This is a genomic window from Alphaproteobacteria bacterium, assembly GCA_018662925.1.
Taxonomy (GTDB): domain Bacteria; phylum Pseudomonadota; class Alphaproteobacteria; order 16-39-46; family JABJFC01; genus JABJFC01.
The window spans coordinates 1-17,858 of sequence record JABJFC010000075.1 but is presented as its reverse complement, the minus strand read 5'-3'; the positions used below and the strand labels follow the sequence as shown (position 1 = coordinate 17,858).

Here is a 17,858-nt window from a genome sequence, read left to right as displayed (position 1 = left end):
GGTTCCTATGCATCGATTCCTATTTGGAGGCGTTCTTTAGTACGTTCATATCCAATTATTGGCAATAGATCTTTCATTTCGGGGCCATGATCATGCCCAGTAATAGCCTGTCGAAGGGGGAGGAAGAGGGCACGCCCTTTTCGACCGGTTTCTTTTTTAAGCTCTTGCGTCCAAGTTTTCCACGTATTTTCGTCCCAGGGGGCTTTGGGGAGCTGGTTGAAGGCTTGTTTAATGTAATCTGCATCCTCAGGATTTACGACAGGCGTCATATTATCAAAGCAGACTTTTTGCCATATCTTAATTTCTTCCAGATTGTCTAGATTTCCCCGAATGACCTCCCAGAATTCTTGTGTGAGAGACGGCTCATTAATGAGGCTTGCGGCCTTTTCAAAAGGCATGTGATGGAGAAGTTTAGCATTGAGGGAAAAGAGGGTTTCTTCGTCAAATTTTTGTGTAGACCGGGCAAACTTATGAATATCAAAAGTATCAATTAGCTTTGTCATGTCTTGATATAGTTCTATAGGATCTGACGTTCCCAATTTGGCTAAAAGGCTGTTGAGAGGCATAGCTGCAATGCCTTCTTCTCGGAGGTCACAGATATTCAGGCTTTGACCGTGTTTGGAGGTTTGATCACGTTTACTAATAGGATTACCATTCATTCTAGTAAGAAGAGGGAGGTGCGCAAAGGTAAATGCGTCAGGATTGCCTCCGAGAGCCTCTATGAGCTGGAGCTGAATGGCCGTATTGGTGAGATGGTCTTCTCCTCGAATAATATGGGTAACGCCTAGCTCCATATCATCCACAATAGTTGCTAGCGTATAAATGGGTTGGCCATCAGTTTTAACAAGAACAGGGTCTGTGAGGTTTTTTCCCTCAAAAGTCATGGAACCACACACAAGGTCTTCCCAATGAATGGTTTTTGCTTCCAGCAAAAGTCGCCAATGGGCTGTGCGTCCTTGGTTCTCAAAATCTTGTTTCTCTTGATCAGATAACTTAAGGGCAGCACGGTCGTATATGGGAGGTTTCCCTTGGGCCAATAGGCGCTTTCGTTTAAAGGTTAGTTCTTCGGGCGTTTCATAGCATGGGTAAAGGCGGCCTGTGTTCTTGAGATGTTCTATAGCTTTGTTATAGCGGTCGAAACGATCCGATTGACGGGCGAACACATCCCAATTTAAGCCAAGCCAGTTGAGATCTTTTTCAATGGCGGAAGCATATTTTTTCTCTGAGCGCTCAGGATCAGTATCATCCATGCGTAGCAGGAACTTTCCCCCATTATGGTGGGCGAAAAGCCAGTTAATGAGGGCCATCCGAATATTACCCACGTGGAGGTATCCAGTTGGGCTCGGGGCAAATCGGGTGAGAAGAGGGCGCGATTCTGTCACAGGTGTTACCAATCCAATTTTGTTCAAATGATGCCTAACATATTGGAGCACAAAAGGGAATGGAAGAGGAATAAAATCATTTTGTTACTTTTTTATCACACTTCTCGATAATGAGGAGGGAGAAGGTGTGCTGTTCGTTGACAGTATTATATGTAAATCGTATTCGAGAATCATGAAAGATGGTTATGTGTTCTGATTTTTTCGACGAAAGTTTCAGAGCAATGTGTTGATGTAAATTTTGAAAGGATACATCTTATGAAAAAGTCACTTGCTATTTTAGCAGCTGCAACGGCTCTTACAACAGCTTCTGCTTCAGACTCCTTCGCAAAGGATTTTGAGGGTTTTTATGCTGGTCTTGGTATTGGTCTTACCTCAATGAAAGGTGAAGCTAAGGCTACGAGCACGAATGCAAAAGCAGATTTGGGATCATCAGGACTTGCTGGAAGCATTTTTGGTGGATACGGTAAAATGACCAGCGACAAGTTCTATGTTGGTGGTGAACTTGACATCGGACTTGATTCAGGTACCTCTACTTCATCAAATGGAAATACAAGCGGTGCTTACTTCAAGGCAAGCCGAGGTCTTCTGTATTCTGCGTTTGTTCGCGGTGGTGTAATAGTTGCGCCTAAGACACTTGCTTTCCTTAAGCTTGGTGTTCGTTACAGCAAATTTAGACTTAGCGCTTCTGATGGAACAGGATTTGAGAAAAAAGAAAAAGGTAAGTATGCCTTTGTACCTGGTGTAGGAATCGAGACAATGGTAAGTGATAAAATCTCCGTTCGTGCCGATTATACTTATGCTTTCTTCTCAGAAATCAAAAGTGACGAAGGAAAGTTCACGCCTCGCGTAAGCACGTTCCTTGTTGGAGCAGCTTACAAGTTCTAGGCTAGCTTAGACTTAAGTTTATAGAAATCCCTGGAGAGTTTTCTCCGGGGATTTTTTTATGCTCTGTTCTTGTTTCTTGGCATGAGCTTGTGTAGGGTACATTCCTGAGAAATATGGAGAATGATTCATGGCCGTTGATGAAAAGACAGTATCGAAAATAGCACATCTCGCGCGACTGAAAATTGAAGCAGATCAAATAAAATCTCTCCAGAAAGATATGTCTCAAATTCTTGATTGGGTAGATACCCTTAAAGAACTGGATACGGATGACGTTGAGCCTATGTCGAGTCCCGTGGAATTCTTTGTGAAAAGTTTGCCAGAGCGTGAGGACAAGGTAACGGATGGAGGCTGTGTCCAGAAGATCGTCTCCAATGCCCCGGAATCCACCCACAACATGTTTGTGGTCCCCAAGGTGATTGAGTAGAAGTTTAAAGTATAATAGTTGGTAGGAACTTTTTTATGGCGGATCAGCGTTTAATTGACTTGACGATATCTGAGGTTTTAACAGGGCTTGGAAACAAGGACTTTTCCACCGTTGAGTTAACAGAATCTTATTTGGCCCAAATGGAAAAAACCCGTGGACTCAATATATATGTGACGGAAACACCAGAACGGGCCCTAGAAGATGCCAAAGAAAGTGATCAACGATACCAAAAGGGCGAAGCCCGTCCTCTAGAAGGGATTCCGTTGGCCAATAAGGACCTTTTTTGTACGGAAGGTCTCTTAACGAAGGCTGGCTCGAAAATTCTGAATAATTTTGTGCCCCCTTATGAATCGACAGTTTCTAAAAACCTGAAAGAAGCAGGGACCGTGCATCTTGGAAAGGTGAATCTAGACGAATTTGCCATGGGGTCTTCTGTGTTGACCAGCTTCGAGGGGCCAACCATAAATCCTTGGGTTTCAGCCGATGATAAGAAGAAAAAATTGGTGCCAGGAGGATCTTCGGGCGGATCTTCGGCAGCAGTGGCTGCGCGTTCTGCTTTGATTGCCACGGGGACAGATACGGGTGGATCGGTTCGACAGCCAGCTGCCTTTTGTGGCATCGTAGGTTTAAAGCCCACCTATGGGAGGTGTTCCAGGTACGGCATTATGGCGTTTGCATCGTCTTTTGACCAAGCCGGTCCCATGACACGCACCGTTCGTGATGCGGCCCTTATGCTGGAAGTTATGGCAGGCCATGACCCCAAAGAATCTACTTCTGCAGATATTCCTGTTCCATCCTATGAAAAAATGCTGACGGGGAATGTAAAAGGAATGAAAGTTGGGATTCCAACAGAGTATAAGTCTGATGGCTTAGATGGCAGTATGAAGCAGTATTGGGAAAAGAGCGCACAGTGGCTTCGGGATGCAGGGGCCGAGGTTGTTGATATATCCTTACCCCATACAAAGTACGCTTTGCCCACATACTATGTTTTGGCGACTGCAGAGGCTTCCTCAAATTTGGCCCGGTACGATGGCGTGCGTTATGGGTTTAGATCTCCTGGAACCAGCTTAGATGAAATGTACGAGAACACTCGGGGTGAGGGATTTGGAGACGAAGTAAAAAGACGCATTATGTTGGGGACGTTCGTTCTGTCCTCGGGATACTATGATGCCTATTATATAAAGGGGCAGAAGGTGCGCGCTCTTATTGCACAAGATTTTCGAAAGGCTTTTGAGAAAGTGGATCTTATCTTGACCCCCACGACGCCAACACCTGCTTTTTCAGTCGAGGGAGCGCCGCAAGATCCACTGACCATGTATTTAAACGACGTCTATACTGTGACGGCCAATTTGGCTGGTGTTCCGGCTATTTCTGTTCCGGCGGGGCTATCTAGCGATGGTTTGCCCTTAGGGCTGCAGCTTTTTGCACCAGCGTTCGAAGAGGGCCGTATGCTGCAGGCGGCAGAGGTCATCGAACAGGCCGCGGCTTTTCCGAAGCTGCAAGACATTCAGATTGCGGCATAAGGGAGTAGGGATATGTCAACACAAGCGGAAAAACCTAGATACTTGATTGAAAGTGAGACAGGACCCTGGGAAGTGGTCATTGGGATGGAAGTTCATGCCCAGATTTCGTCTGCCTCCAAATTGTTTTCAGGTGCCAGTACTAAATTTGCAGGAGAACCAAATGACCAAGTGTCACTGGTGGATGCTGCCTTTCCTGGAATGTTGCCGGTAATAAATGGATATTGCGTAGAACAGGCTGTAAAGACGGGCCTAGGGCTGAATGCCAAGATCAACTTAAAATCCATATTCGACCGGAAGAATTATTTTTATGCTGATCTGCCGGCAGGATATCAGATTTCCCAATACAAGGATCCCATTGTCGGGGAAGGTTACTTAGATATTGATCTTAAGGATGATAAGACACAGCGTATAGGCATTGAAAGACTGCATTTGGAGCAAGATGCGGGAAAGAGCTTTCATGATCAGCACCCTGAAAAATCCTATATTGATTTGAATCGAGCCGGCGTGGCCCTTATGGAGATTGTTTCAAGGCCAGATATTCGTAGTCCTGAAGAGGCCATGGCCTTTATGCGTAAAATCAGAACAATCCTCAGATATATTGGCTCTAGTGATGGCAATATGGATGAAGGCAGCATGCGTGCAGACGTTAACGTGTCTCTTCATCGTCCAGGGACGGAGTTTGGGATACGGGCAGAGATTAAAAATGTGAACTCCATTCGATTTGTAGGACAAGCCGTTGAATGTGAAATTGAGCGTCAGATTGATCTATTAGAGTCTGGTCAAGAAGTGGTCCAGGAAACTAGGCTATTTGATGCCAAGAAGGGTGAAACCCGTTCTATGCGGAGCAAAGAAGAGGCTCACGACTATCGATATTTCCCGGATCCTGATTTGTTGCCGTTAGTGTTTTCTCAAGGTTTTGTGGACGAGATTCGAGAGGAGTTACCGGAACTTCCTGATGCAAAGAAAGCCCGCTTTATAAAAGACTATGTACTTTCACCCTACGAAGCCGGTGTTTTGGTTGCTGAAGCAACGACCGCTCGTTTTTACGAAGAGGGGGTTGCAGCCCTTAAGGATAAGCAAAAAGGACCGCGTTCTCTAGCTACCTGGGTTGTAGGAGACTTCTTTGCCGCTTTAAACAAGGAAGGGCTCTCTATTGAACAATCCAAAGTTTCCGCAGAAAATCTGGCTGGTATGATCAATCTTTTGCTGGAAGATGTTATTTCAGGTCGCATTGCTAAAGATGTATTTATCGATATGTGGGCAACTGGAAAAACAGCATCGGAAATTGTGGAAGAAAAGGGATTGGTCCAGATTACGGATACCAAGGCCATTGAGGGGGAAATAGCCCGCGTCATGGAAGAGAATGCCGAAAAAGTGGCAGAATACCGACAAGGAAAAGAAAAACTTTTCGGATTCTTCGTGGGGCAGATAATGAAAGCCATGAAGGGAAAAGGAAACCCTAAAATCATCAATGAGATTTTGCAAAGCAAGCTAAAAGGCTGATCTTTGATTACTGATTTCCTGGCTTATACTTTGTATGCGGTAGATCCCACGCTACCAAGTCCCTCTAAGCCTCATCAGCGTAAGACGCCGGTTCGCCTAGAGCATAGTCCTGGGATGGCTGGATTCATTCGTTTTCCCGCCTTTCAGCGAGGATCGTTTCAAAAGCTAGGAAGTTCTTGAATAAATGATGTCTTGGGCTGGAGAGAATGCGATATAGGATCCAGGATTGAAAGGTGAGCTGGCCCCAACAGCGTGAGATCCCAGTCATTTTCGAGGCTCACATCATAGCAAATTCAAAGAAGTGCAATCCTTCAAGGCAAAAAAAAAGCTAGGCGTAAAGCCTAGCTCTTTTTTACAATTCGGTGTTCTTACTCAAAAGAAGCAATCGAAGCTGTTGTCTTCGGATGGCTCTCTGTGTAGTCAGAAAGAATCATATCAACCAACTCCGCATCTTCTATGAGAAGGAGAAGAATATTGTCTCTAAAGCCAATATCGCCTTCTGATTTGTTCATAATGGCATCAAGAACGTGTGGATGCTTTTTGGCAGCTGCCAAAAGGGCTTTTCCAGTTTCCTTGTTGTTAGTGGCATGCTCAAGCACAACACCAAGATCAACATCAGGCCTTGCTGAGATTTGGTCTCCCAAATCCTTAGGAGCCGTTGTTGCAAGAGCTGCTGATGCGTAATTGTGGTCATCCTTAGGATGGCGTTTCGTATTATCACGCCCTGCCAATGCATCCTGTCCTAGAACAGCTAAAACGGCTGCTGCGCTGATTGCTGTTGTCAAAATTTGTTTCTTCATCGAGTTCTATCCCTCTATGTTTATTTCACTTCCTGCGTACCAGGTTTATAAACCCCCGTTTAATTCAATGATAACTAAGACCACCTCAAAAAGGAAGAAAGTTTCTAGCCTCTCCCTATGTTTATCAGCGCTTAGCACACTTTCTTTAAACTAATGAGATCGTAACATTCATTTTTGAGCTTGAAAAGCCCAAATCCCAAGGGTCTCTTTCAAAAAAACTTTATTTAGGGAGAGTCTTTCAGTCGCGGCGCGGAAAGAAAATAAAAGACAATCTACCAAAACAGAAATAATTAGTTGAAATAAAAGGTAAAATTTAACCCCTGCACAGTTTATTATCAGACAATGCTGCCGTAAAATGCACAAAATTATGTGGCATATTAGCCACTTAAGCAAATAATTGCCCCCTTATAATCCCATCACGATGAGAGTGTTACCCTTATGTTCGAGTTTTTGTGAGCTGCTGTTTAGAGCTTTAGAACGCATGAGACACAATTTTTATTCGGAAAGACATAAATCTGCAAATTATACACAAATTCATAAAGACTATATATCTTTGTTCTATTGATGCTTATTAATAAAAAAATTGTTGAATTTCTAGTTATTTGTTAATATTACTTAAGGAAGTATTTATAATATTCTTATACAGGAGGTTGCTATGAAATTTCTTAAAATCGTACCATTAGCATTACTACTTGTGAGCGTGTGGGGAGTCAATTTTGCTGAGGCCAATGAGGGAAAAGATCCTCCAAAGTTTACGGTTGCAGAATTTCAAAAGATTTTGGATAAATCCCCTCCCTCATTTATGCACAAGGGGCATGAGTGGGTATTAGATGGGCATCAAAGCAGTGAAGTAGATGATGCCAAAGCATATTTAAGTAAGCCCAAACTCAATCCAAAAGTACAAAGAAACAGTGTATGGAAAAAGGATGGAAAGGAATTTGCTTTATATCATATTACCAACGTAATTCATTATAAGCATTACGAGACTGGCGAAGATATGCAAGACGATGAGGCATATGCACATATTACTTTTAAGAAAAAATAGTATGGATTCTTTGTGGCGACCTTTGCATTGTAATTGAAATTCAGAATGTTTAGCAAAGTAGATGTAAGGGATATGGGAAGCGGAATTTGATTTCGCTTTACGTATCCCTTCTTCGGGCATCTATCTTCCCCCTTCACAGATGATTCGACAGGAACTCCTATTGGGCCCCCTCTTGAGCAACTCTGCAATTCAAAAAATCCTGAAACGTTGAGAAAACTTGGTAGCGGAGGAGGGACTCGAACCCCCGACACACGGATTATGATTCCGTTGCTCTAACCAGCTGAGCTACTCCGCCATAGAGTATTTCTTTAGGCAATTTCGTAATACGTTCCCTGTTTTCTGTCAAGGGGCGGGTTCTGATATTAGAGGGAGATCAAAGGAATTAGTCGCAAATCTCTTCTCTTGTGATCCAGCCGCCTCCTAGGACGCGATCTCCGTCATAGAAGACACAGGCCTGGCCGGGGGCGATCCCATAGGTGTTTTCTGTAAGAGTCACTTTTCCGCTGAGGGTTTGAAAATCCACATGAACGGAAGCTTCAATAGGATTGTGTGTTGAGCGTACTTTCACCTGGCAGGAAATGGGATCATTCATTTTTTCTGATAACCAGTTAATATCATGAACTGCAAACTCTTTTTGAGCCAATGCTTCTTTGGGCCCTACAATGACTCGGTGTTTTTTCGGATCGAGGCGAATGACATATAGAGGATCTCCGGAATTGTGATCGCCCAGGGCAAGGCCTCTGCGTTGTCCAATGGTGTAATGGATAATGCCTTTATGTTGCCCTAAAATTGTTCCATCGACATGGACAATCGGCCCTGGCTCTATGGCACCTGGGCGAAGTTTTTGGACTACTTGGGCATAGGATCCATTTGGCACAAAGCAAATGTCCTGGCTGTCGGGTTTATCAGCAACATTTAAATCAAAGCGCTGGCCATGGCGGCGGGTTTCAGCTTTGTCCATATGCCCCAAGGGGAAACGGAGATAGTCCAGTTCGTCTTGCCGAGTTGCAAAAAGGAAATAGCTCTGATCTTTGGATTTATCATTTGACCGGTGGAGTTCTGCTCCATTCGGTCCTTTAACACGTTGGACATAGTGCCCCGTAATGAGGGCTTCGGCGTTTAAGTCTTTAGAGGCCTTGAGAAGATCTTTGAACTTCACTTTCTGGTTGCACTGGATACAGGGAATCGGTGTTTCTCCACGGAGATATCCGTCTGCAAAGCCATCAATGACAGATTGTTTAAAGATGCTCTCATAATCCAGAACATAGTGGGGGAAGTTCAGCTTTTCTGCAACTTGAGCCGCATCGTAAATATCCTGACCAGCACAGCAGGCGCCTTTCTTCTGGAGAGCCATCCCATGATCGTATAATTGGAGCGTAATACCCACCACATCAAAGCCGGCTTCCACCATGAGAGCTGCCGTAACTGAGCTGTCCACACCTCCAGACATGGCAACGACGACGCGCGTCTCCTGGGGTGCCTTTTTGAATCCAAGATTGTTAAGATCTAGGGGTGTCATAGCAATATATCTCTCATAAATATGTTAAGTACTTCTATAGAGTAATTTGACAAAATTCAATAAGTTTTGCTGGGAAAGAGTCTGTTGCACATTGACAGAAAGAGTCGTGCTGGGTAGAAGAGACCACATAGGTCACGGAGGGGTGGCCGAGTGGTCGAAGGCGGCGGTTTGCTAAACCGTTAAACGGGGAAACCCGTTTCGTGGGTTCGAATCCCATCCCCTCCGCCAACCTACGCTCTTACGAGCTTCGGTTGGCAGGCCACCCTTTTTAGGGTGGGCAACAATCGAAATCGTTAGAGATAGGTTGCCTCCCGAAGCTTCTTAGCGTAGTCAGGAGTGGCTCTTCGCTTACGCTACGACGTCTTCCCGGCCATTAGGAATTCTTGGAGTGCAATAAGCACGACTTAGAATTTCTTATGAGCGCGGGATCCATAAAACTGATGCCAGAGAAGATTCAAAATCACGTCGTAGCGCCTCATCACGTCGTAGCGCAGCGAAGACGGATCAATCCCGCAGTGGTGTCGTTCCAACTCTATAGAAGTAGTAACAGAAGCCACCAACGATGATAATTCCGCTCCACATCATTTCCGAGGGCCCGAATCCAAAGTCTAGTTTAAAGACAGAGGTGCTTTGCTTAAGAGCGAAAGGTATAGCCAACAGAATTCCGACAAGAGCTTCGCCTGCAATAGATCCGGAGGCAAACAATACACCGCGACGCTCGGCCGACTCAGCTTCTAGTTCTGTCAGTGCTTTTTTCTTTCTCTTTTTCTTGATAACGTTATCGACAATTTGTCTCAGGACACCTCCAACAAAAATAGTCATAGTGACGACGAATGGAAGGTACAATCCTAGGGCAACCGCAAGGACAGGAAAATGCCAAGAGCTTTTACGCGCTTTTAGAATTGTATTTACCAATATATTCAGGCCTCCAAGGGCAATACCGATGATGATGTATGTCCAAGGAAGATTCCCCAAGAAAACACCTTTTGCCACTGAAGCCATTAAGGTTGCTTGTGGTGCAGCCAGTGCTTGAGTCGGGTCCATCCCTTCACGGGGGAATGAAGCCCCAATACCGTACGCTTCGTAGAGAACCTGCAAGATTGGCGTTAAAACAACGGCGCCGGCGATGACACCAATAACGAGCATTAATTCTTGTTTCCAAGGCGTGGCACCAACCACATGGCCTGTCATAAGGTCTTGTAGGTTGTCCATACTAATAGCGCCTGCGCAAGCAATCATCGCTCCAATAATGATGGCAGTGGCCGCAGCACTTAGGGCATCATCCGTATGAACGACAAAGTCAACTTGTGTTCCCAACAGAACCAAAAGCAAAAGGGACACGGCTAAGATGGCGGCAATAACTGTGCCTGAAAGAGGGTTAGACGTTGCGCCTACAAGTCCGGCCATATAGCCAGAAATTGAGGAACATATAAACCCAACAATCAACGCAAAAACTGTTGCAAAGGCAACAGTTGCCCAAAACAGTCCAGTCGTTACGGGCATATCATTGGCATCAACCACATAGCTGAACAGAATAAAGACAGGGATTGCTAGGGCAACAGTTCCCGTCACAATATATACCATGGGGATGTCATGCTCTGTCCTTAGGACTTTGGGGCCTTCGCCTTCACCCGCATGGCTGAGGGCATCAAAGGAAGACATAATGGCATCTTTAATGGGCTTTACTAGCGATATAACGGCCCACAATCCACCAACAACCATGGCGCCCACACCAACAAATCGAAGTTTTGTGGACCAAATGGTCATTCCAATATCCTCTAAGGTAGGTGCATCTGGAAGGCCATTTACCACGCCATAGATTGGCAAGATAATGAGCCACATAGCGACGGCTCCAATAAACAGGCACACGCCGATGCGAATGCCGACGATATATCCGGCGGCTAGAATAACAGGGGAAAGGCCAGTCCCGAATCCGAACATAGTTCCGCCAACAGAAAACCATTTCGCAGCCGATTCACCTACAATTTGGAAAGCACTTTGACAGAATTTGATAGCAGCAGCCATCAGACCGCCAACTAAAAGATCTTTGGCGCCTGTTTCATGTCCTTCTCCGGCCTTCAAGACTTCGGCGGTTGCCACGCCTTCTGGAAAGGGGAGCTTGAGATCCAAGATAAAAGCACGGCGTAAAGGCACCGAGAAAAGAACCCCAAGTGTTCCGCCAATAACAGCGATAGCTGTTGTTTGCAGATATGGAAAGCCTTGCCAAAATCCCATCATAACCAGGGCTGGAAGGGTATAAATAAGTCCTCCGGCAATGACTTCACCGGCAGAAGCAATGGTCTGAACCATATTGTTTTCAAGAATATTTGAATTCTTAAAGAATCTCAAAATAGCCATAGAAATCACAGCAGCAGGGATACAGGCAGAGACTGTTTGCCCAATTTTAAGTCCGAGATAGGCGTTGGAGCCTGCCAACAACATGGCAAGCAAGATGCCCAAAATAACGGCTTTAACTGTTACTTCCGGCAAATTTTTAGATGCTGGAATATAGGGGGTATGTTTGCTTGATTTCTTACTTAGAGAGGTAGACATAAACTTTTTGCTCCTTTCCCTTCTACGATTAGAAGGGGCTCATTTGTTGCAAATTGCGCAATTGAGGAAACATATACAAATTTTCCTCCTCTTGCAAGAGTGAACCCTTTGAGTTGAGGAATTATCACCTCTTTAGCTTTGTTCTAAGTAAACAAATCTTGTTTTTATTGACTTTCTGTGCAATAAATATGTATATTTCATGAAAATATTGGTGTTTTTAATGTTGATGTGCAGAACACTATATTGGTTTTTTAAAATTTTTATATTGGAACGGATATTATGAGTAAAAGGTTTTCTCTTTTTTCATTTTTAATAGTTTCCCTATTATTTGGAAAGACAGGTTTTGCCGCCGGTGGCTGGGGCGATTATCATAACGAGGCTGGCTCTAGCGTTTCAGACACGTTTGAAATGCGGATGGCTACTATGCGACCTCATGTAGCGCGTTGGATTGGTTCATCTGCACGTGAAAAGGGATTAATGGAAAATCCAGATTTTGTTCAATTGGCATCAGGACACCTATTGATTAACAAATTGTACCACAATGCAACGAAGGTGGAAGGCGAAATACGTAAAGCTGCACCTCAAACTATTGAGGGTTATTCTACAATTGATTCCGAGTTGGGCAATGTTATTCGTGGACAAGTTAATTATATGCACGGTTTGTTGTGTGCCTCTGAAGATGCGGTTAACTTGTGGAAGGATAAGATAATGGGTAAGGGCGCCTATAGTAATACGAAATGGGCAGTATCTACTCGCGACAAAAATTTGACTCCGGAAGAAGAGAAGAAATTCTTTTCTTCTGTGGACAAAACAGGTGTTTTTGATAACAACATCGGCCCGTGCGATGATAGCCTGGACCCTATTTCTTATTTTTGCTCCCATTATTTTAGGGCTCCCTCTACAAATATTGTTCCTGATAGCTCCTTAAGTGAAAACGTAGAATCGACGACAACGACTACCACATCGACGACAGTGGTTACAGTAGAGAAGCCGGCTCCTTTTCAGGAGAACGATGTAAGGTTAGTTGGAGTGGCAATGGCTGATATCATTAAAAATAACGGTCGTATGCTGCGAGACCTTTTTGATGATCCCGACACCGCTTTCAATCTTTTGCGAGCTGATGATGATTTGAAAGACATAGATGACGAGAAGTTAAAGCGCGTCATTAAATATATCGTCTTTCTGGAGATTGACTAAGCTTTTTTAATCAGGGCCTTCACGTCTGTAATGGCGGCCCTGATTTTGTTTGGATCCGTCCCGCCGGCTTGTGCCATATCGGGACGGCCTCCACCGCCCTTTCCACCCAAGACTTCTGCAGCCTTCTGAACGAGAGGAACGGCGCTGAGTTTTTTTGTCAGGTCATCTGTTACGGCGATGACGAGGGAAACCCGTCCTTCAGTCACACTGGAGACGATTACAACACCTGAGCCTGCTTTCTTTTTTGCCTCATCGGCCAGGGATTTCAAATCCTTTGCTGGAATATCTTGAAGCTCAAATGAGAGCACCTTAATGCCGCCAATCTCTTCTGAATCTTCTTTGCCCTGGGATTGGAAAGAACCTTTGCGCATGTCGGAAACTTGTTTTTCCAAATCCTTTTTGTCTTTCATCAGGGTCCTCAGTTTTTCAGGCAAATTCTTGGGGGTGACTTTCAAAAGTGCGGCCGATTCTTCCATAAGCTTTTGCTGTTTGGAAATATAATCAAAGGCCCCTTGTCCCGTTACGGCTTCCAGGCGGCGTATTCCACCAGCGATGCCTGATTCGCTGGTAATTTTTAAGAATCCTATATCGCCTGTGCGACTCACATGGGTTCCTCCACAGAGCTCTATGGAGTAGGTTTTGTCTTGTGCAGATAGGGCATCTCCCATGGAGACAACGCGTACTTCATTGCCATATTTTTCCCCAAATAGAGCCAGGGCGCCTTCTTTGACGGCTTCTTCAGGGGTCATAAGGCGTGTGGTCACGAGGCTGTTCATGCGGATTTCCAAGTTCACTTCTTCTTCAATGGTATGAAGGTCCTTTTCGGAAATGGGCTTATTATAGCTAAAGTCAAAGCGCAAGCGGTCTGGGGCCACTAAGGATCCCTTTTGCGTTACGTGTTCCCCCAGATGTCGTTTGAGAGCCTTATGAAGAAGGTGGGTTGCTGAGTGGTTGGCCCGCAAGGCTAGGCGTCGAGTATTGTCTACATCCATGATAACCGTTTCGCCGGGTGCAATGGATCCAGCTTCAACTTTTCCCTCATGAATATGGAGATCTCCCAGCTTTTTGAGGGTGTCTGTGATGGAAATCTTGGCCCCACTAGATGTTTGAAAAATACCCGTATCGCCCATTTGTCCCCCAGATTCTCCGTAAAAAGGAGTCTGGTTGGTCAAAATGGAGACTGTATCGCCTTTCTGGGCCTTTTTGATTTCCTTATCATTGTGGACGATCGTGCGGATGAGCCCCTCAGCATGGGTGGTTTCATAGCCAAGAAAGTCGGTGGCGCCATATTTATCACGCAGTTCGAACCACAGGGTATCTGTTTTGGTAGCGCCGGATCCTGCCCAAGCAGCCCGCGCCTCGGCCTTTTGATGGGCCATGGCTTTTTGGAAGCCTGCCTCATCCACAGAGAGACCTTCCGACTTTAAAACATCTTGCGTCAGGTCCAATGGAAAGCCGTAAGTGTCGTAGAGCTTAAAGGCCACATTGCCGGCAAGGGTGCCGCCCTTGGAAATTGAGCTGATTTCTTCGTTAAGCAAATGAAGGCCACGCTCTAATGTTTCTTGAAAGCGGCCTTCCTCAAGCTTGAGCGTTTCAGTGGCCAGGGCCTCCGATTGAATAAGCTCTGGAAAGGCAGCGCCCATTTGGGCTATCAACTCTGGAACGAGCTTCCACATAACGGGATCTTTGGCGCCTAAAATATTAGCATGTCGCATAGCGCGGCGCATGATGCGACGGAGCACATACCCGCGGCCTTCGTTGGAGGGCAGGATACCATCGGCAATTAAAAAACAGGCTGCCCGTAAATGATCGGCAATGACCCGATGGGATGTTAAGGCATGACCTTCTGATTTCGTCTTGGTTACCTCGGATATGACATGGATCAGGGCTTGGAAAAGATCGATGTCATAGTTGTTGTGAACACCTTGAAGAACGGCCGTCATTCTCTCCAGGCCCATGCCCGTATCAATGGAAGGTTTCGCGAGATTTTCCCGTTTTCCTGAACTGAGCTGTTCGTATTGCATGAACACCAGATTCCAGATTTCTACGAATCGGTCTCCATCTTCATCGGGAGACGTAGGGGGGCCTCCAGCAATATGTGACCCGTGGTCATAGAATATTTCCGAGCAGGGGCCACAGGGGCCTGTGTCTCCCATGGACCAAAAGTTATCGGTCTTGGACGGATTGCGAATGATTTTGTCATCGGAAAGATTGGCGATTTTTTTCCAGAGCTTTGCAGCTTCTTCATCTTGATCAAAAACTGTAATGAGGAGCTTTTCTTTGGGGATAGCTAAATCCTTGATCAGAAAAGTCCAGGCTAGGGAAATGGCTTGCTCTTTAAAGTAATCTCCAAAGGAAAAATTGCCCAGCATTTCGAAAAAAGTATGATGGCGCGACGTATGTCCCACTTGTTCTAGGTCGTTATGCTTTCCGCCGGCACGTAGGCACTTTTGGGAAGTGACTGCTCGTTTATAGGGACGCTCTTCCAGTCCTGTAAAGACGTCTTTGAACTGCACCATCCCCGCCGCTGTAAACATGAGCGTGGGATCATTTTGGGGGACCAAAGAACTAGAGGAGACAGGCTCATGATCCTCTTGAACAAAAAAATCAATAAATCTCGAACGGACGTCGGTTGTTGTTAACATTTAGGTATCCGATAGGTGAGGGACTTAAATAACTGACTTAGGATGCTTCTTTTGCTTTGGTGTCCTCAATCTTTGGTGTTGTCGTGATCTTTGGCGTGGCGCCTGGAATGCTTCCTAAGGCTATTTTGATCTTTTCCTCGACTTCTGCGGCAACTTCAGGATGCTCTTTCAGATACGTGCGCGCATTCTCACGACCTTGTCCAATGCGTTGCTCGTCGTATGAGTACCAGGATCCGGCTTTTTCAACGATATTGTGGGTGACACCCAGATCAATGAGTTCACCGGTTTTAGAAATGCCTTCGCCATACATAATGTCGAATTCGACCACTTTGAAGGGAGGGGCTACTTTGTTCTTAAGAACTTTGACGCGGGTTTGATTTCCGATAACATTTTCCCGTTCTTTGATAGCGCCAATGCGTCGAATGTCCATACGGATCGAGGCATAGAACTTGAGAGCGTTTCCACCGGTAGTTGTTTCGGGATTGCCAAACATGACGCCAATTTTCTGGCGCAGTTGGTTGATGAAGATGACGATACATCTGCTTTTGGCGACGGAGGCTGTTAGCTTGCGCAGAGCTTGGCTCATAAGACGGGCTTGAAGACCCATATGGGAGTCTCCCATGTCGCCTTCGATTTCTGCTTTTGGGACAAGAGCAGCAACACTATCGATGACGAGGACATCGAGGGCTCCGGAGTGAACGAGGGTATCTGTAATTTCTAGGGCCTGTTCTCCTGTATCGGGTTGAGACACCAAAAGGTCATCCACATTAACCCCAAGCTTGCCGGCATAAATAGGGTCCAGGGCATGCTCAGCATCTACAAAAGCACAAATGCCCCCATTTTTTTGCGCTTCGGCAATTACGTGGAGGGCTAGGGTTGTTTTTCCCGAACTCTCTGGGCCATATATTTCCACGATACGGCCACAGGGGAGTCCCCCGACGCCGAGGGCGACATCTAGTCCCAAAGATCCTGTTGAAATGGAATCAATCTTATTGGCAATTGCATCAGAGTCCATTTTTATCACAGAGCCTTTGCCAAAAGAGCGCTCGATTTGGCTGAGTGCTGCTGAGAGTGCCTTTTCCTTATCCATTTCTTTCAATCCTTATTAAAAATAAACCCATCGACTTCATATATGTTTCACATCTTTATGAACAGTTGCAACGAAAATGGCAACATGAAGTCCTGAAAAATATTTATTTCGAAACTTCTTCCGGGAGTGGATGCGACCTATATAGGAACTTTTCGATGGTAAGTTTCGCAGATGTTATCCTTTCAGAAAACCAAACGCTTCAGAAAACCAAACGCTTTTACTCTTTCAGAAAAAGGAGCTGAAGGTGGTGAACCTTCAGCTCGAGTGCTCTTGGGAGGGCTGTGTTGGTGTCGGCCCCCTCCATGGGGGGGAGAGAGGAGGGGGGGTCCAACACACGCACTGGTTTGTTAAAGGGGAAAAGTGAAATGGGGAGACACATTTTCCTTTAATACAACCAGGTACGTCTGGAGAAACTTTACGCATTCAATGATCTTTTCAAAATGGATGGCTTTAACTTCTTCCATTGAGGGGTTGAACCAACTTTCGGCAAGGGACGTGAGATCCATGATGATGACTTTCAAAAACGATTATATTTTGTGAAGCACTTTAAGCGCGTAATACGGTCTGCTTTATGGGATGATCTAGTGATACATCCTACTAATGTCCTGTTTATCTTCAGGATTATTCCCATTAGCAGTGGGCTTGCGAATACATTCACGATAGGACCGGCTGAGGGTCTTAAAGGATCGAGCGTTTAAGAATGGAATAAAAACGGGAACCCTTTTGCCTTTCAGATGATTAATAATGGTCATGGTCATTCGCTTGACAGATTCCTTTATGACTTTTTTCCGACCATTTCTCGAAACGATTTTCGGCGTCAGATGAGTCGATAAAGCTGACACGACATTAAGCCTTCTTTTTAATTTCATAGGAGTCATTATTTGTTTCCTTTCCTGTACTTTTGTAACACCTTCATTTACTAAGGTAGCTTCTTATGTCCTCCATAATATTCCTTCTGCCATATAATTCAAATATTGATTTTATATTGCGGCATCTAGGAATTAGATGTATAGAATTTTAGTAAAGTTTTATAGGAATGGATTCGACTAGAGTTCATAAGGCGTAGGGCTCCTTAAATTGGGAAAATGATTGTTGAATTTAGGGGTAATTTTGAGACCAAAATCGGGTAAATTTTTTTTAAAAAGACACTTGTGAGCAAATTGCAAAATTATGAAAGTGCGGAAGTTTCACGGAGGATGCAAGGATAAGAATGATATTTTTTTGCACTGATCAATCCATAAGGCACAATTTTAACTGTTTTTCTGGTCTTCACGCGCAATTTTCCCCTGTTT

The 17,858-nt window shown here is 45.0% G+C and carries 14 protein-coding genes and 2 tRNA genes; 7 read left to right on the top strand and 9 right to left on the bottom strand.

Annotation, left to right across the window (positions count from 1 at the left end):
- Positions 1-5 precede the first annotated feature (5 nt).
- A complete protein-coding gene (locus tag HOL16_06350) occupies positions 6-1,382 on the bottom strand; it encodes a glutamate--tRNA ligase (GenBank protein MBT5390306.1) in 1,377 nt (458 codons plus the stop codon).
- 255 nt (positions 1,383-1,637) lie between these two features.
- On the opposite strand from HOL16_06350, the gene HOL16_06345 reads away from it, so the two are divergent.
- From HOL16_06345 to gatB, 4 genes are all read left to right on the top strand, one after another.
- On the top strand, positions 1,638-2,267 hold the full coding sequence (locus tag HOL16_06345) for a porin family protein (protein ID MBT5390305.1): 630 nt from the start codon (positions 1,638-1,640) through the stop codon (positions 2,265-2,267).
- Between the two features lie 127 nt (positions 2,268-2,394).
- Positions 2,395-2,691, top strand: coding sequence for an Asp-tRNA(Asn)/Glu-tRNA(Gln) amidotransferase subunit GatC (gatC, locus tag HOL16_06340; protein MBT5390304.1), 297 nt, complete (start codon positions 2,395-2,397; stop codon positions 2,689-2,691).
- A 35-nt stretch (positions 2,692-2,726) separates the two neighbouring features.
- On the top strand, positions 2,727-4,214 hold the full coding sequence (gatA, locus tag HOL16_06335; GenBank protein MBT5390303.1) for an Asp-tRNA(Asn)/Glu-tRNA(Gln) amidotransferase subunit GatA: 1,488 nt from the start codon (positions 2,727-2,729) through the stop codon (positions 4,212-4,214).
- A 12-nt stretch (positions 4,215-4,226) separates the two neighbouring features.
- Complete coding sequence (gene gatB, locus HOL16_06330) at positions 4,227-5,717, top strand: Asp-tRNA(Asn)/Glu-tRNA(Gln) amidotransferase subunit GatB (GenBank protein MBT5390302.1); 1,491 nt, start codon at positions 4,227-4,229, stop codon at positions 5,715-5,717.
- A gap of 368 nt (positions 5,718-6,085) precedes the next feature.
- Here the strand turns inward: gatB and HOL16_06325 are convergent, their stop codons facing one another.
- Positions 6,086-6,517, bottom strand: coding sequence for a hypothetical protein (locus HOL16_06325; GenBank protein ID MBT5390301.1), 432 nt, complete (start codon positions 6,515-6,517; stop codon positions 6,086-6,088).
- Between the two features lie 655 nt (positions 6,518-7,172).
- On the opposite strand from HOL16_06325, the gene HOL16_06320 reads away from it, so the two are divergent.
- The gene (locus HOL16_06320; protein ID MBT5390300.1) at positions 7,173-7,562 is read left to right on the top strand and encodes a hypothetical protein; all 390 of its coding nucleotides are present in this window, start codon (positions 7,173-7,175) and stop codon (positions 7,560-7,562) included.
- Positions 7,563-7,780: 218 nt separating this feature from the next.
- Here HOL16_06320 and HOL16_06315 read toward each other — a convergent pair.
- Both HOL16_06315 and mnmA read right to left on the bottom strand, forming a co-directional pair.
- Positions 7,781-7,857 (bottom strand) — tRNA-Met (locus HOL16_06315).
- An 87-nt stretch (positions 7,858-7,944) separates the two neighbouring features.
- Positions 7,945-9,081, bottom strand: coding sequence for a tRNA 2-thiouridine(34) synthase MnmA (gene mnmA, locus HOL16_06310; protein MBT5390299.1), 1,137 nt, complete (start codon positions 9,079-9,081; stop codon positions 7,945-7,947).
- Between the two features lie 136 nt (positions 9,082-9,217).
- Between mnmA and HOL16_06305 the strand changes: the two genes are divergently transcribed.
- Positions 9,218-9,309 (top strand) — tRNA-Ser (locus HOL16_06305).
- A 276-nt stretch (positions 9,310-9,585) separates the two neighbouring features.
- Here the strand turns inward: HOL16_06305 and HOL16_06300 are convergent.
- Positions 9,586-11,634: an oligopeptide transporter, OPT family gene (locus HOL16_06300; GenBank protein ID MBT5390298.1), complete on the bottom strand. Its 2,049-nt coding sequence runs from the start codon at positions 11,632-11,634 to the stop codon at positions 9,586-9,588.
- A 279-nt stretch (positions 11,635-11,913) separates the two neighbouring features.
- On the opposite strand from HOL16_06300, the gene HOL16_06295 reads away from it, so the two are divergent.
- The gene (locus HOL16_06295) at positions 11,914-12,831 is read left to right on the top strand and encodes a hypothetical protein (protein MBT5390297.1); all 918 of its coding nucleotides are present in this window, start codon (positions 11,914-11,916) and stop codon (positions 12,829-12,831) included.
- Here HOL16_06295 and alaS read toward each other — a convergent pair.
- The 4 genes from alaS to HOL16_06275 all read right to left on the bottom strand — a co-directional run bounded on the left by alaS (position 12,828) and on the right by HOL16_06275 (position 17,444).
- Positions 12,828-15,476, bottom strand: a complete 2,649-nt coding sequence (gene alaS, locus HOL16_06290; protein ID MBT5390296.1) for an alanine--tRNA ligase — start codon at positions 15,474-15,476, stop codon at positions 12,828-12,830. The two genes, HOL16_06295 and alaS, sit on opposite strands and share 4 nt — an antisense overlap.
- Before the next feature lie 37 nt (positions 15,477-15,513).
- Complete coding sequence (recA, locus tag HOL16_06285; protein ID MBT5390295.1) at positions 15,514-16,566, bottom strand: recombinase RecA; 1,053 nt, start codon at positions 16,564-16,566, stop codon at positions 15,514-15,516.
- Between the two features lie 347 nt (positions 16,567-16,913).
- Complete coding sequence (locus HOL16_06280) at positions 16,914-17,087, bottom strand: hypothetical protein (GenBank protein MBT5390294.1); 174 nt, start codon at positions 17,085-17,087, stop codon at positions 16,914-16,916.
- 60 nt (positions 17,088-17,147) lie between these two features.
- Positions 17,148-17,444, bottom strand: a complete 297-nt coding sequence (locus tag HOL16_06275) for a hypothetical protein (GenBank protein MBT5390293.1) — start codon at positions 17,442-17,444, stop codon at positions 17,148-17,150.
- Positions 17,445-17,858: the final 414 nt, after the last annotated feature.

Excerpts from the sequence above, each read along its gene's own strand:
- gatA (MBT5390303.1), top strand. The coding sequence starts at position 2,727 with ATGGCGGATCAGCGTTTAATTGACTTGACGATATCTGAGGTTTTAACA.
- gatB (MBT5390302.1), top strand. The coding sequence starts at position 4,227 with ATGTCAACACAAGCGGAAAAACCTAGATACTTGATTGAAAGTGAGACA.
- gatC (MBT5390304.1), top strand. The coding sequence starts at position 2,395 with ATGGCCGTTGATGAAAAGACAGTATCGAAAATAGCACATCTCGCGCGA.
- HOL16_06325 (MBT5390301.1), bottom strand. The coding sequence starts at position 6,517 with ATGAAGAAACAAATTTTGACAACAGCAATCAGCGCAGCAGCCGTTTTA.
- mnmA (MBT5390299.1), bottom strand. The coding sequence starts at position 9,081 with ATGACACCCCTAGATCTTAACAATCTTGGATTCAAAAAGGCACCCCAG.
- alaS (MBT5390296.1), bottom strand. The coding sequence starts at position 15,476 with ATGTTAACAACAACCGACGTCCGTTCGAGATTTATTGATTTTTTTGTT.
- recA (MBT5390295.1), bottom strand. The coding sequence starts at position 16,566 with ATGGATAAGGAAAAGGCACTCTCAGCAGCACTCAGCCAAATCGAGCGC.
- HOL16_06295 (MBT5390297.1), top strand. The coding sequence starts at position 11,914 with ATGAGTAAAAGGTTTTCTCTTTTTTCATTTTTAATAGTTTCCCTATTA.
- HOL16_06345 (MBT5390305.1), top strand. The coding sequence starts at position 1,638 with ATGAAAAAGTCACTTGCTATTTTAGCAGCTGCAACGGCTCTTACAACA.
- HOL16_06275 (MBT5390293.1), bottom strand. The coding sequence starts at position 17,444 with ATGACTCCTATGAAATTAAAAAGAAGGCTTAATGTCGTGTCAGCTTTA.
- HOL16_06320 (MBT5390300.1), top strand. The coding sequence starts at position 7,173 with ATGAAATTTCTTAAAATCGTACCATTAGCATTACTACTTGTGAGCGTG.
- HOL16_06300 (MBT5390298.1), bottom strand. The coding sequence starts at position 11,634 with ATGTCTACCTCTCTAAGTAAGAAATCAAGCAAACATACCCCCTATATT.